10 protein-coding genes and 1 pseudogene are annotated in these 15,246 nt (G+C 41.3%); 6 read left to right on the top strand and 5 right to left on the bottom strand.

The features are described 5' to 3' along the window. Nucleotides 1–5 precede the first annotated feature (5 nt). On the top strand, nt 6–692 hold the full coding sequence (locus L6I86_RS05285; protein ID WP_236285327.1) for a DnaD domain-containing protein: 687 nt from the start codon (nt 6–8) through the stop codon (nt 690–692). Between the two features lie 290 nt (nt 693–982). On the opposite strand, the gene L6I86_RS05280 is transcribed toward L6I86_RS05285, so the two are convergent. After that, nucleotides 983–1,756 carry a cysteine hydrolase family protein gene (locus L6I86_RS05280; RefSeq protein WP_236285325.1) on the bottom strand — a complete coding sequence of 258 codons (774 nt, stop codon included), beginning with the start codon at nt 1,754–1,756 and terminating at the stop codon, nt 983–985. Nucleotides 1,757–1,967: 211 nt separating this feature from the next. Here L6I86_RS05280 and L6I86_RS05275 point away from each other — a divergent pair, with 211 nt between their 5' ends. The 5 genes and pseudogenes from L6I86_RS05275 (at nt 1,968) to L6I86_RS35880 (ending at nt 11,084) form a co-directional block, all read left to right on the top strand. Then, the gene (locus L6I86_RS05275) at nt 1,968–2,465 is read left to right on the top strand and encodes a hypothetical protein (protein WP_236285323.1); all 498 of its coding nucleotides are present in this window, start codon (nt 1,968–1,970) and stop codon (nt 2,463–2,465) included. 92 nt (nt 2,466–2,557) lie between these two features. Beyond that, entirely contained in the window at nt 2,558–2,803 is a 246-nt protein-coding gene (locus tag L6I86_RS05270) for a hypothetical protein (protein WP_236285321.1), read from the top strand. Between the two features lie 330 nt (nt 2,804–3,133). Continuing rightward, nucleotides 3,134–3,244 (top strand): annotated as a pseudogene (locus L6I86_RS05265) (IS1595 family transposase); the annotation flags it as partial. An 822-nt stretch (nt 3,245–4,066) separates the two neighbouring features. Next, nucleotides 4,067–7,231, top strand: coding sequence for a fibronectin type III domain-containing protein (locus L6I86_RS05260; RefSeq protein ID WP_236285318.1), 3,165 nt, complete (start codon nt 4,067–4,069; stop codon nt 7,229–7,231). Between the two features lie 352 nt (nt 7,232–7,583). Next, a complete protein-coding gene (locus tag L6I86_RS35880; RefSeq protein ID WP_420851847.1) occupies nt 7,584–11,084 on the top strand; it encodes a pectate lyase family protein in 3,501 nt (1,166 codons plus the stop codon). A 1,120-nt stretch (nt 11,085–12,204) separates the two neighbouring features. On the opposite strand, the gene L6I86_RS05250 is transcribed toward L6I86_RS35880, so the two are convergent. From L6I86_RS05250 to L6I86_RS05235, 4 genes are all read right to left on the bottom strand, one after another. Next, on the bottom strand, nt 12,205–12,345 hold the full coding sequence (locus L6I86_RS05250; RefSeq protein ID WP_236285310.1) for a hypothetical protein: 141 nt from the start codon (nt 12,343–12,345) through the stop codon (nt 12,205–12,207). Between the two features lie 290 nt (nt 12,346–12,635). Next, nucleotides 12,636–13,271: a methylthioribulose 1-phosphate dehydratase gene (gene mtnB, locus L6I86_RS05245; RefSeq protein WP_236285308.1), complete on the bottom strand. Its 636-nt coding sequence runs from the start codon at nt 13,269–13,271 to the stop codon at nt 12,636–12,638. After that, nucleotides 13,268–13,930, bottom strand: coding sequence for a 2-hydroxy-3-keto-5-methylthiopentenyl-1-phosphate phosphatase (locus L6I86_RS05240; RefSeq protein ID WP_236285306.1), 663 nt, complete (start codon nt 13,928–13,930; stop codon nt 13,268–13,270). The genes mtnB and L6I86_RS05240 overlap by 4 nt, the downstream gene beginning before the upstream one ends. After that, a complete protein-coding gene (locus L6I86_RS05235) occupies nt 13,927–15,195 on the bottom strand; it encodes a 2,3-diketo-5-methylthiopentyl-1-phosphate enolase (protein WP_236285297.1) in 1,269 nt (422 codons plus the stop codon). Before L6I86_RS05235 ends, L6I86_RS05240 begins: the two co-directional genes overlap by 4 nt. Nucleotides 15,196–15,246: the final 51 nt, after the last annotated feature.

Genomic DNA, 15,246 nt, shown 5'->3' with positions numbered 1-15,246 from the left:
GACGTATGAGTACGCAATCTAATACACAGATGAAGGTTGAAGCGATCCTGATGAATAGCTTTCTGGAGGGGAGTGTCGCGGTACCGAGTCTATTGCTCAAGCATTATCGTGCACTACTTTTGAGTGAAGTTGACGTCATGACACTGATTCATTTCATTTCCTTTGTTGAAAAGGATAGGAACACATTCCCGACACTGGATGAAATCCAGGAGCGAATGTCGGCTTCACCAGATGTCGTTATTGCCAGTGTGCAGAAGCTGATTCGTGAGCAGTTTATCGCGATCGATGAGGATACGCACGAAACAACGGGCTTTCGCAGCGAGCAGTATAACCTGACGCCGCTCTACAAGAAATTAGCGAAACGCGTGGCGGAGCAGCAGCTGAAAGAGTTAGCGGAGTTGGCGGCAACTACGCAAGCGCCTAGCGATGATCGAGTGAAGAACATTTATACAACCATCGAAAATGAATTCGCTAGACCGCTAACGCCAATGGAGCTGGAAACAATCAGCAATTGGCTGGACAAAGATATGTACAAAGAAGAGCTGATCATGACCGCTTTGAAAGAAGCTGTATTTGCCGGGAAAGTCCATTTTCGGTATATTGACCGGATTTTGCTGGATTGGAGCCGCAATCGCGTCTCGACAGTGGATCAGGCCAAAGAGTATTCGCAGCGGTTTCGACAGTCGCGATAATAAGGGAAAATGCCCATTTTTTATCTCCGGAAGGGAGAGGAAATGGGCGTTTTTTTTGCTGCTACACTGTGTATTTGTTAAAAGAAAATAAACCATTAGACTGACAAAATAAAGTATTAGACCAGGAAAATAAAGTTGTAGACTGAGAAAATATAGCATTAGACTGGGAATGGCATTAAGCTAACGGGCAGGGGGTTGTGCTATCTAAATTCATCCGTTATTCTGACCAAGCAACCACTTGGGGACAGCTCGGACAAGTTGTATAGGAAATTACCATTGGGGATACTGATTTATAAGTTTGAAATAGCCTCCTGTGTCGTCCAAGTAGCACTGGCAAATGCTTTGTAATTTGTAACGGCAGCTTGAAAATCCTCTTCACTAATTGTTGCGGTGGCATCGTATACAACAGCTGTTTCAAAACCAGTTTCGATTAGATGCCTCATATGTGACTCTACACAAACGTTGGAAAGTACCCCTGCAATAATTATCTTCTCTTTTCTATGTTGTCGTAATTGATATTCCAAGTCATTTGTTTGTGGGCTAGCAACCTTGTGAGGAGTTGCAATGACGGTTCTTCTATCAAAAATATAAGGTTTGAAAGAATGAACAAAATCAGCTCCAAATGACGGTGGTGTGTACGCATTTGCCACTTGATACATTCTAAGACCTAATAGCATCTTTTGTTCATTTCCTGTAAATTGCCAGCCATAATCATGAGGGTATAAATAATGGGGCGAAATGAAAAGTTGGTATCCCTTATTCATGGCAGTTCTCATTAATAGTTCAAGGTTTTGTATAGTATTGTTTCGTTCAATAGTTCCTTTAGTCAGATGATAGCCTCTTCCCCCAGGACTCATAAAGTCATTTTGTGGGTCTGTGATTACAATAGCAGTATTATCGGGATGTGGTTTAAACGGCAAATTACTTACCTCCCTCGCAGCATAAGTTTGCGGAAATGTTTGCAACCTGTTCAGGAAGATAGAGGAGTTGTTTTCTAAAAAGTATAGCATTGGCACGACAGCTGCACCGAACAAGTACATAGTCATTAAAAACTTTATAGGCATCTATATGTATTTGTAGATTGTTTGATTCCCTTTGTTATAGAAATTAGTGTGCAACTTTGACGAATTGTTTCCAGAAGGTATGCTAACGGGTAACATGTGCGCAGGAGCTGCTCTAACACGGCTCTTTATTGCTCATTGAAGTGAAGGTCAGATTAACGCAACTTCCAAGTAATGGTATCGTATAAAGTAAGACGATCGAGGAGGGAAATTCGTGAAATTAAAAACAAAAATAATTGCCATTACAGCTATATGTTTAGTTGCGGCAAGTGTATTTTCTATTTCCGTACTAGCTGCAAAAGATGTAGCCTCTCTGAAAGCTCTAGTTCAGACAGCTAAGGATAAGGAAACGGTTGAGCACAATAAATTGGACTCGATGCCCGACCAAACAAGGGAGGACAAAGAAGCAAGAAACCTACAAGGTATTAAAGTTAAGAGTCTCGGTAATGAAACAAGAAGACTAGAACTGGAAGCTGATCCTGATGATACTAAAAATTTTGCCAGGCAATTAGAGGAGTCTATTGGTACTTTGACACTTTGTGTTATTGGATTTAAAGCAGATGCGGTAAGATATAACGACGATAAGTATCTCAAACAGGCAGAAGAAGTACAAAAAATAATCGAAAAATATAAAAAAGGAAAAGAAGAATACCAAAAAAATGAAAAGTCCGTACATCAACTTCGGAAAGAACTCGATATTCCTGTAAATTAATTTATTTTCTCCACACAACTAAACTAACGAGGAACGTTAGTTTAATCCACACATATAAAGACTGCAGGTAGGACGTGGAAAGGAAAGACTGGATGAGCAGAAAAAGCGTTGTTACCGGGATAATTATATCCTTGGCTGTACCGATGATTATGTACTTAGCGATTATAGGCATTACTAATATCGGTGATGTATCGGGGAATCCGGAAGATTTCCAATATCACGATTCTTACTTCGTTGTGATCCACATTGATCCGTACGTTTATCCCGTACTGTTTTTGATTACCTTCATGTTTTATGCAGCAATTTTTTTGATTGTGCGATATGTTAAGAGAAAGTAAGACGTTGTAGGCTTCCGAAGGAGCAAAACTTCGTTATGCTAAAGGGACACGATAGTTAAGAATTGAAAGCTTGGTGAAAAGATTATGTCGATGACAGATGGCCAATTCGATGAATACTTGGAGTATTGCTACGAGAAACTTAGAAAAGAAACAAGAATTATTACACAAACAGTACGGAAGTGGGGACTTTCATTGCAATGTTCTTTACGCTAACGCAGAAATAGTTAATAGTCAAAGTTCTGTGGGAGGTGGCGGAATTAATACGGTCTATGATGTCGCCAGGAACGACTAGGAGTGTGGATAGGAGATACTGAGAGCGTGCGGATAGGTATCCAGCACCAGAGAAACGAAGTCACTATGAAAGACTTGATTATTAAAGGAAATCTAAAACAAAATACAGAAACATATGATACACTTAGGTTATCTAAGTTCACGATATAATTTTTTACTTCTTATTCAACTAATGAGCATTTAATGAAAGTACATATGTGAAAATTTATACAGGGGGAGGTAATATGTTGCTTTTAATAGCAACCATCGTATTCATTGTTACATGGATTGCGGTATCCCGAGAACTTGTAAAATCTTCAGAAGAGAAAAACAAAGTAAAAATAATAACTTTAATGTCCGCATGTACCTTATCGACGATAGTTCTGAGCATTTCACTTTTTTAAAATTATCCAGTTTAAAAATCACCTATAAATAGTTAGATGTATAAACTAAAGGATAGGTTAATTTAATAAGCAAATAAATAAAAAAAAGAGCTTCCAATTTTATGGAAGTTCTTTTTTTAACCTAATATCAACATTGAACTTTAACATTTGGATTTATTGTTGATGATTTGCTAGAGGTGGATCGTTACTTCCAAAGGTCTTTGATACATGGAGGTAAACTGTTCTAACGGAATGGTTTTGCTTGTCAAAAATATGAATAGTTTTTTAGGAAAATAGAGATAGATGAAGAGAAATATTTCGTTGCTTGCGATAATATAGACAAAGGGATACAACCACTTTCCAACTAAAAGGAGCGAATACAAATTGAAAAATTTACTTCTAACTTTATTGTTAGCGCTTACAATCGGAGTGGTTTTTTAGTATGCAGACCGCATTTGCAACAGCTACTTCAAAATGAACGGATCTTCCTGCCAATCCGCTTTGTGATGGAGAGCCTGGGGTGCCATGTGAATCGGATCAGAACTGCACTCCAGTATTGATACGTCACATGTATTTACAAAAAATATAAAGTAGAGCGAGGTACAAATACTTGTCTAAAAAGAAAAATAAACTTATGTCAGTAGCACTCGCCTCAACATTAGTAATTAGTGGTTTATCTGGAGTTACAGCAGTACCCTACAACATACTGGCATCATCTGTTGCTGTTCAAGCTCCGACTGTGTTGAAAGTCCCTACACTAGCATTTGATGAAAAGAGTATCACTTTAGCTTGGCAGAAACCCGTTAACTATTCAAATATCGTTGATTATATTATTTACATGGATGGCAAAGAAATTGGCAAGGCTAGTCAGAATAAAGCTAGTGCTTCCCAGAAGTATATTAAGAAATTTTACAATGAGTTCGACCCTAGTGGTGTGAAATACACGAAGATCCAATCACATACTTTTACAGTAACGGACTTATCTCCTAATACCGAGTACTCATTCTACGTAAAAGCAGTAGATGCTTCTGGTAACTTATCACCTGTCAGTCTTACTGTAAATCAGAAAACTACTACAATTCCAACGATATTTAATGTAGCTGATTATGGTGCAGTCAGTGACGGAGTAACATTGAATACGAATGCAATTCAAGCTGCAATTGATGCTGCAACTCCTGGTAGTAAAGTAGTTATCCCTGAGGGAGTATTTAAAACGGGTGCAATTTGGCTTAAAAGTGACTTAACATTCGAAGTAGTTAAGGGAGCTAAATTACTCGGTTCTGAGAATGCTGATGACTACCAGTTCAACTATTATCACTATGACTACATGGAAACTCCTCGTTATTATTCTTTAATAAACGCTCAGTCCTTTGACGAAGGTGTATTAAAGAATATCCGTATTGTAGGAGAGGGTATAATTGATGGAAATGGTTGGGTATGGCAGGGGGATAAGCCATTTGTAGTTGAGCCTGCTGAAGGATATACGGATACACAATTCCCTAACCAAACTGTATTAAATGGAAGTAAATATACAGGAAGCACTAGTGATCCTTCTAGCACTGGATATTGGGCTAAAACTGGTATTTTAGCTAAGAGTCAGACTCAGAAAGCAATTGATATGGGTTATGTAGATTCTAACTTTTCACCAGAGTCTAATTTACAAAAATATCAAGTCCCTGCCTACTCGGTACGATCTAATCTCGTCTTGATGAAGGGAGTAGAGAATGTTTATTATGGTGGATTTACAGCAATTAACCCTTCTAACCATACTCTAGTAAACGCCGAATCAAAGAATGTCACTGTAGACGGAGTGCGTATCCTTACATTTGATGACAACAATGCTGATGGTATTGAATTCATCCATAGTGATGGTCTTACTGTAATTAATAGTGTATTTGACACTGGAGATGATTGTGTAAACTTCGCAGCAGGTCAAGGTTCAGCAGGTGCTAAAAATCAGCCTTCTCAGAATGCTTGGATTTTCAATAACTATTTCCGTGAAGGACATGGTGCGATAGTTGAAGGTAGTCATACAGCAGCTTGGATTCAAGATATCCTAGCAGAAGATAATGTCATGAACCATACTGATGTTGGTTTACGTATGAAAACTAATTCACGTATTGGTGGCGGAGCTAAAGACATAATCTTTAGAGATAATGCTATGCGTGATATTTCGGGGCAAGCATTCATATTTACATCTGCTTACGACGATTCTAATGGTACATTAGAATACGAGCCTGCATCAACATCTTCTGAGTTTAAAGATGTTACTGTACAAAACGTAACTGTTGACTCTACTCCAGTAGGTATCCAAGTAGCAGGTGTATCTGGAGGAGAGCACCATGATATTAATTTCGACAATGTAAAGTTCTATGGTGTAAAAACTCCAACAAATATCAGTTATATGAAAAACAGTACTTTCAATGACGTAGTGTTTGATGGCGTAACCAATCCCTGGAAAATTAACTATTCAAGTGGATTGAAATTTACAGGAACAACTACACGGGGGAATCTTCCTACATCTCCTGATGTTGACCAACGATCATCACCAGTTTTCCCTTCTGAATCTAAAATTAGCTCAGTCACTGGTGACACATACGCTGACTTATCTTGGACTGCTGCTACGGATAATGTTCATGTAGCGGGATATTTGATCACGCAGAATGGAAGATACATCAATTCGTTAACTTCCAATAACTACAACTTATTTACAGGACCTACTTACAAAATTATTGGACTTTCTCCTGGTTTAAATTACGAATACAAGGTATATGCTGTTGATGCCTCTGGTAACGTCACTGACGGACCTTCCGCTACAATTAAGACTACTGGTGAGAAAGACACAATTGCACCAATTGTACTTCCAACTTGCACGATCAATTTAACAGGTGGTTCTAACACTACTTGGTTGAATATCAATTGGACACCTGCAGTAGACAACTTTGGAGTAGACCATTATGATGTTTACCAGAATGGAGAAAAGGTAGGTAGTGCTATCGGTTCAACTTCTTATAATGCAACGAAGTTGAAGTTTGATACAAATTACAAATACGAGGTAGTAGCTGTTGATGCAGCAGGAAACGCTATTCAGTATCCAACATCGCTCACAGTAAAAACTCTCCCTGCTTATGATATAACTGCACCTGTATGGAAAGAAGGTAGTAAATTAGAGGCTAGTGATATTGGAGTAGATAGTGTCGTACTTAGTTGGAGTGGTGCTATTGATGATATCGCATTAAGTGGATATCGAATTTACAAGGAAGGCAAGCCTATTGATAATGGTATTCAATTTTTACCTGTAAACTCCGCTAATACAACTTCTTCAACATTTTACAAAGTTACAGGACTTGAGCAAAACACTAAATACACTTTCAAGGTAGAGGCCGGTGATACTGCAAACAAGTGGACAGGCAAAGGACCTAGTGTAATTGTAACAACAAAAGATGGTTTAGCACCAACTTGGGAAGTTGGTAGCAAAATAACAGCTTCCAACATCCGTAAAACGGATTTAACTTTAAATTGGGGAGTAGCTAAGGATAACGTAGAAATTACAGGGTACCGTATAACTCAGGATGGTAAAGTCATTTCTGAGTTGACTGGAACTTCATTCAAAGTAACCGACTTAACAAAATCCACCGCATATACATTCAAAGTTGAAGCTCGTGATGCAGAAGATAACTGGTCAGATGCTTTATCTTTAGAAATCACAACGCCTAAAGATAATGGATCTGGAAATGATGACAAAGAGAGCAAAGAGAAGAAATTTGAGAAATAAAATATTTACCTTGAATTATTTTGGGCATATATCCTTTGATATATGCTCTTTTCATATTTCAGGGCGAATACAAGCAGTTGAAGCCATGTTTATAAGTAAGTTCTTCCCTTTAACTTGAAGATTTGTCGGTAGTATCATATATCCGACCGATAATCATTAGCTTAGAAATACGGGTGATATGATCAAATGATTATTTCGGAACCATATGCAAAACTGATAAGTTGATGAGGATACTCGAATTCATTGAGCCATGTTTGAGCTTTGATGCTGCGAGGGGGGACAAAGCAAATTCGCAATAATTGAAAGCGGTTCCAAATTTGTAATAACCAAATTAAACACGGGAGGAATTAAATTGAAGAAAAATGTGTCAAAGGTAACAAGTTACGTTTTATTGTTTGCAATAGCGCTATCTGTATTCGCAAGCGGAATGTTCAATACGGCAGTACACGCTGCTGCCCCTTCATTGTCGGGCAGTGGAGGCTGGAATGAAACGGCCTTTGTAGAATGGTCACCTGTAAGTAATGCTCAGGGCTATAATGTATTTGTTAAACCTGCAAGTGCAGCAGATTCACAATATGTACAAATTGATACTGAATTAATCCGACAATACCCTACATATTGGAGAGCAGATGCTGTAGGGCTTGCAGCTGGAAGTTATGTAATGAAAGTTGAAGCGATATTGTCAGGTGGTTCATCAGAAAGTACGGTTTCAGGAACGATATCCGTAACGCCACATGACAGATCTGGATTTGCTTTTGCAAGTCAATCACCATTTAGCACTGGTTCAGGTGCCTATAATGAAGATGGTACACTTAGGAATGGTGCTCAAGTTATTTATGTAACATCTGCGACTGCACAAACCGTATCTCTTGATGTGATAACCAGTAGTTCAGGTACTAAACAAACGGGTGTTGGTATTGGTCCAATTCTGGCACTAAGACAAAAAGGCTATGATAAAACACCACTTGCAATTCGATTTATTGGAAAAGTTACAGATGCTGATATGGGTTCATCCCTTAACAGCAGTGGATTTCTTCAAGTAAAAGGCAATTCAAGTTATACAGAAATGAATACTACAGTAGAAGGTATTGGAAAAGATGCAACTGTTTATGGATGGGGATTTCTACTTAGAAATGTCGGCAATGTAGAAGTAAGAAACCTTGGTATTTTGTTATTCCAAGACGATGCCGTTTCCATGGATACAGGCAATGTAAATGTTTGGGTACATAATAATGATATCACCTATGGAAAAGCAGGGTCTGATGCGGACCAAGCAAAAGGTGATGGTTCAACTGACCTTAAAGGCGCATCAACGTATACGACAATCTCGTATAATCACTACTGGGATTCCGGAAAAGCTGCGCTAATTGGTTTGAGTGAATCATCTGAATTCTTTGTAACCTTCCACCATAACTGGTTTGACCATTCAGACTCACGTCATCCACGTATTAGAAAAGGAACTATTCATGTTTATAATAACTTCTTTGATGGCGTCTCCAAATATGGTTCTGGTATGACAACAGCAGGTTCAGCCTTTGTAGAATCTAATTATTACAGACATTCCAAAAATCCAATGTTGATTTCCTTACAAGGCACTGATATTTCAGGTGGGTCACCAGGCACATTCTCTGGTGAGAATGGAGGTATGATTAAAGCATACAATAACAGTATCGTAGATCTTGTTGGAGGTCTTATTTATGCTAATTCAAATGAAGGTTCAGCTCCAGCAAATGCAACATCATTTGATGCGTACTTAGCTTCTACAAGAAATGAGACAGTTCCAAGTTCGTACAAAGCATTAGTAGGTGGAACAGCTTATAATAACTTTGATACTACGATCGATACGGGAGTAAATGTAGCTGACATTGATAGCGTAAGCACGGTAGAACAAGTTGTTACGGCAGAAGCTGGACGTCTAGGTAGTGGAGACTTTACATGGACTTTTAATGATGCAGTTGATGACACATCTTCTGACCTTAATTCAGCACTTATGTCAAAAATACTAAGTTACACATCTCAACTTGTATCTATAGGTGGTAATTCAACAGCAACACCACCAACACCGACACCACCAACACCGACACCACCAACACCGACACCACCAGCAGCAACACCAACGCCGCCAACATCAACACCAACACCAACACCAACGCCACCGGGACCGTCTGGATCGACAATTGTTCACAACTTTACGACAGATGGAAAAGCAAGCAGCTTCTTCAATATTCAAGGGAACCTGTCAACATCGAAGGGAACTGTGATATTTAATGGTTTAACACTAACTCAATGTTTAAAAATGGAGAGTACAACCAGTATAGGGTTCACCACAACTACTGCTTCAACATTAACCTTAGTGTTAAATACAGCAGATGGAACCAAAATCAAGGTAGATGGAACAAGCTATCCAATGACAAATGGCATTGTTACTGTATCACTTGCGCCTGGCGCACATACCATTACAAAGACTGATGTTACAAATCTTTTCTACATGAAACTCACTGGTGTAGAGAGCGATACGACACCTCCAGGGGATGCAACATTTACAGCTAATGTGACAACTCCGACCAATACCAATGTGAACGTAATCATTCAGTACCCGGATGACGCAGCTGTGAAAGAATATAAAGTGGGCATTGAAGGTACATGGCTACCTTACACCACACCGATTATTATGGCAACGAACAATACGATCTTTGCCAGGAGTACCGATACAGTTGGGAATACATCAAATGTAAGCAGCTATAACGTAAGCAACATCGACAAAACACCTCCTGCTGTCGCAACGTTGTCAGCTGACGTGACATCGCTAACTAATATGGATGTTACTGTAACAATTAGCTATCCGCTCGATGCCACAGTGAAGGAGTACAAGCTAGGAGATAACGGCACATGGACGGCATATGTCACACCTGTGGTTGTCTCAGAAATTAGCACGGTTTATGCTAGAGCAACAGACGCTGCGGGCAATGTGTCAAATGAGACGAACTACACGGTCAGTAATATCGATCACATAGCACCTATCGATGCAACCTTGGCCGTAGATACAACAGTACTGACCAACCAAGACGTCACTGTAACGATCAATTATCCGGCAGATGCTTCGTCAATGGAATATAAATTGGGGGCTAACGGTGCTTGGACACCGTACACTGAACCTGTAGTTGTTTCCGACAATGACACCGTGTTTGCAAGAGGAATTGATGCCGTTGGAAATATTTCGAATGTAACTAGCCTTACGGTAAGCAACATTCAAAAGATTGCTCCTGTAACCACCGCAACATTAAGTCCAGCTGCGCCTAACGGCAAGAATAGTTGGTACATGACGGATGTGACGGTAAACTTTTCCATAAGCGCCAGTGTTAACGGCGGATCCGTAACTACAGAATACCAAGTGAATGACGGTGATTGGATAGCTTATACGGGTTTTATCCCAGCTTTCAGTGATGGTACTTATAAGCTGGGCTACCGCAGTAAGGATCAAGCAGGCAATGTAGAAAACCTCAAAACCATCGAGTTTTATGTTGACAAGACGGCACCAGTGCTCACCGTCCAACTAGATAAAACCTCGATTTGGCCGGCAAATCATAAAATGGTTACGATTGATGCTACACTGGATACTGGTGATGCTACATCGGGCGTTGAATCCGTAGTGTTAACGTCCATAACGAGCAATCAACCGAATAGCGATTCAAGCGATATTCAGGTTAATTTCGGCACAGCCGCAACTTCCTTTAGCTTACGTGCAGAGAAAGCACGAATCTATACCATCACGTACACTGCAACGGACAAAGCGGGCAACAAAACAGTTACAACTGCAACGGTCACAGTGCCACATGATCAATCAGTACAATAGAGAGGTAGTTAAATAAATTGATTTAGAGTCATTTGGCAGTATAATCCTGCAATACGACCGAAAACTATAGTTTAGGATCTGCTTCGCGGCAGATCCTATTTGTTTATTGAAGTAAACGTTCTATGCACAGCTGAATAATAGCGACTGTAATTCTTCGATTGAAAGGTTTAAATCGGAATCAACCAAAGTATTAGGTGAACTATAGATAAGCCAGCGGCAGTCTAAGACTTTGATATGAACGAAACCTGTCAAGCACCTCTGTTACTCTCTAGTTTTTGACGTAATTAAATAAGAGTCTGTCAAGTGCTATTCTTGACAAGTGCCCTAATTTTCCCATACTTTAAGGTTTCCCGGCATACCATATGCCGGGCCTGCCTTACGGCGAGTAACGGGTGCAGGGAGTGTACTCCATGCGTTTCCCTTATAGGGGACGGAAGAGGAAATCATTTTTTAGCTCAGGAGCATTCTGATATACGTGGATTCTACATACGTCTGAAGAGCTACGTAGAAGCAAAGAGGATGTCGGTTTCGTTCATTATAACTATTTTTCAAGTCTTGGTCCGCCGCTGTTTCTTTTAATGTATCAGTCTAAAACTTATTTTCTAAAAGCTGACGGTTCTTCAGTTCAAAAACCGCGATAATTCAACGAATCCAGTCTAACACTTTATTTTCACCGAACAGTATTGTGCCAACCCCGGCCCCAGACCCCGCGAATCTCACCCCATTATGAGTATAGTGTAATTAGGAACGTAATATGGCGTGATGAAAGTTATGTGAGTAATTGGAGTGTATAACGATAAAGAGAAGAAATTGGGAGAAAGTGGAGTGATGTTGCAAGTCCTCTAGCCTCTTAAAAATGCAAAAGAGCATTTTTCGAAGGGGTTCCTCCCTCCTTTATTGGATATTGATGCAAATAGGCATCAAATGGGAGTGATTTCAGGAGATTTTCCTGAGAAACCTTAAAAAGGTTGCCTATTCGCACGCATTTCCTAATTTCGATCCTAAATTAGTAGAAAAGGTTGTATTATTGCATTTTTGAGAAAGGGAAGAGGAAGTGGAGAGAGAGTGCGATCAATCCAAACAACGCGTTGCCTCACAGCCCCTCCCCGAAGTACCCTGTCTACCAGCACTCAGCCAGTGCAAACATGCTCACAAACCGCATAGCTACGACTACCCTGCCGCTAACCCACGTTGTTTCCACGCCTACAATCACCCGCTGCCCCAAGTCCACAGCTTCCCGCCTACGCCAGTGATAGCTCATCTCCGAAATGCCACCCATTACTTAACCTGACAACATTGCCTCCGACCCCCAAACCCTGGTGCTCACCATAAAGATACGGAACGAGAGTCTGCTAGTTGTATGAAAATAGCCAATTTAAAAAAGTTGCGGAACGAGGTTCCTATATTTCGCGGCAAACGCAGTAAATGCGCTGAAATTACGAAATAGCGGACAGACGTTCCACAACTTAGGTAAAAGGAGTTTTTCGATAAATAGCGGAACCACGTTCCGTAACTGCCAGGGAAAGTCAGCGGCTACACGTGGAGTCACTTTTACTTGTTCATTACATGCAAGCGGTACACATATTCGAATAAGAATTCGAACGCTTCGAGGTGACGCTTCGCTTCAAAGGCATTGGCACCCCAAGCGTAAATCCCGTGCTTACGAAGCACGATGCCTGGAATGCGAGGTACGATCGCACCTTCGACTAGTTCAGCAATGCGCGGAATATCCGCATAGTTGGGCAGAATCGGGATCTCGATCTGTGCTTCCTCATCCCAAATGTTGAATGCTTTGATCAACTCAACGCCATCAACTGGAATGCTCCCACGTTCTCCGTACAGCTCGGAAGCTAAGTTGTTAAAGATTGTATGCACGTGGAAAATGGCGCCAGCGCCTGTTAAGCGGTAAATCTCACTATGGATCAAGGTTTCCGCAGATGGCTTAAGGCTTGTAGCTTCCGTCGGCAAACCTTTCTCATTGACGAGAAGGAAATCCTCAGGAGTTTGGACGGATTTATCTCTACCGCTAGACGTGATAGCGAACGTGAAAGCACTCGGTTCAAAGCCGCCAACACGAACAGATAAGTTGCCGCTTGTCGCAGGAAACCATCCACGCGCCGCTAGATTTGCTTTGATGTCTCGTAATTCAGCGAAGGCACGCTGTTTTTCTTCTAGTAAAATACTCATTTGACGGGTTCAGCCTCCAATTGCTTAATGATATCGAAGAACGTTTCGAAGGGGTGGTACGCATAGCCAAGTTGATCGCAACGCTCGATGAGATGAGATCTGGCAAAAATCGTATCCACTAACTTAGCACCTTCAAAATCAGTGATGCTGTCTCCGATAATAATCCGCTCATACCGCTCAGGATTGTAGGAACGAATGATACTTGTTTTGCACATCCCGCAGTCGGTTTGACAATGTGCATCACACGGGTTCGGCCACAGGATCTCGATGGTTTCCCCTTCGAAAGAGCTGGCATTGCAATAAATATGATCTTCAGGAATCTCAAACGCACGAAGCAGTGGATAAATAAAGAAATCAATGCCTCCGCTTGTGATCAAAAGGGTAATCCCTTGCTCCTTGCAGTAGGAGACAAATTCTTCAAAACCATCACGGATTGTTGCATTGTTGATAGCATAGTCCACAATCTCCGATTTACGTGAGGTAGGGAGGAGGGCAAACATGGCCCCCACGCCTTCACGAATGGATATTTGCTGTGTCACAATCTGCTCGACGATGCCTTCCCAACCATCAGGATTGAAGTGCTTCATAATCGCTACGATGTTATCGTTAACGGTGATCGTACCGTCAAAGTCACAAAAGATAATGCGTTCCTTGCTCATTCTCTAATCCCCCATGTGTCAATAGCTGATTGTAGCTCTGGATGTGTTAGGGCGTATTCGCGTAATGTTGTGCCTTGTAAAGTCGCATCAATCGCTTGCCGGAAAGCTTGTCCCCCAGCAATCGTTCCCATCGGGTGTCCGTGGATACCGCCTCCGGCGTTCACGATAACATCCTGTCCGAAATCACGCAAAATGAGCGGAACTAGACCAGGATGGATACCCGCGGAAGGAACGGGGAAGCTTGGTGCTAATGTTAATTGTACATCAGACGGCGCTTGATACGTGTAATCTTTACGTAAATCCTGCGTTAGCAGCACGTGTTTAATGGCCAAATTCTCTTCCTTCGGCATCACTACGGAGCCGTATGGGGAAGGGAAGAGCACCAAATCAGCGCCAGCAAGACGCATTAATTTGCCCAGCAAGACTGAAGGTGAGATGCCGTAGTGTGGTGACGGATAGGTGGCTCCAGCCAAAGCAGGATGTGCCATGATCGGAATGTTAATGTCCGGATCCGAACTTAGTTCATGCAGAACGTCGAAGCCGTAAGCTAACACATTGAAAAGTAAAGCATTAGCGCCTGCGGAGACTGCTTTTTTAGCTTGAGAAGCGAGTTTAGAAGTAGGTCCTGTCAAATTAACGGCATACAAAAGCTTTTGCCCTGTCTCCCGCGTCGCTTGCTCAGCTGCTTCGAGACAAATCGCAATGCGTTTCTCCATGGGTGTTAATGGATTTTCGAATAAAATCTCGTCATCCTTGATAAGATCGACGCCACCAGCCGCTTGTAAGTAAAACTGCTCACGCAAGGCGGGTAATTCATACCCAACAACGGATTTGAAGATGCTCATCAGCAGCGGGCGATCATGCACGCCTAGAAGATTACGAACGCCTTGCATGCCAAATTTCGGTCCAGGGAACCCTGCCAGGAAATCAGAAGAGAAGGCAAGGTCGATCAGTTTGATTTTGCCATCCATAGAAAGCTTGCCGAAAACAGTCACTAACAGCGCGGGGATATCTCGGCTATAGTTCACATCGGGATAGGCGATGGTAATATCCGCATAACGTCCCGAAATAGGTTCACCAGCCCCAGGCTCGTGGACTTCAACGGAAACGACTTTACCCAAATGCTTCTCCATAGAAGCTTTCTGAGCCTCAGGTAGTTCCGTCCAGCTGCCAACGGTAAGACCAACTGCGATGCTTGTTGCTTTTTTATGAAAATCGGCTTTCTCATCGAAACTCCGATAAGTTGCTAAACAATATGAACTCATGACGAACTTTCACCTGCTTTACTAGAATCTCTTCACTTAGGTTCCACTTGT

The organism is Paenibacillus allorhizoplanae (genome assembly GCF_927798215.1).
Taxonomy (GTDB): domain Bacteria; phylum Bacillota; class Bacilli; order Paenibacillales; family NBRC-103111; genus Paenibacillus_E; species Paenibacillus_E allorhizoplanae.
Note: the sequence above shows the minus strand (reverse complement) of the source record. Positions and strands in the feature narration are given on the sequence as shown.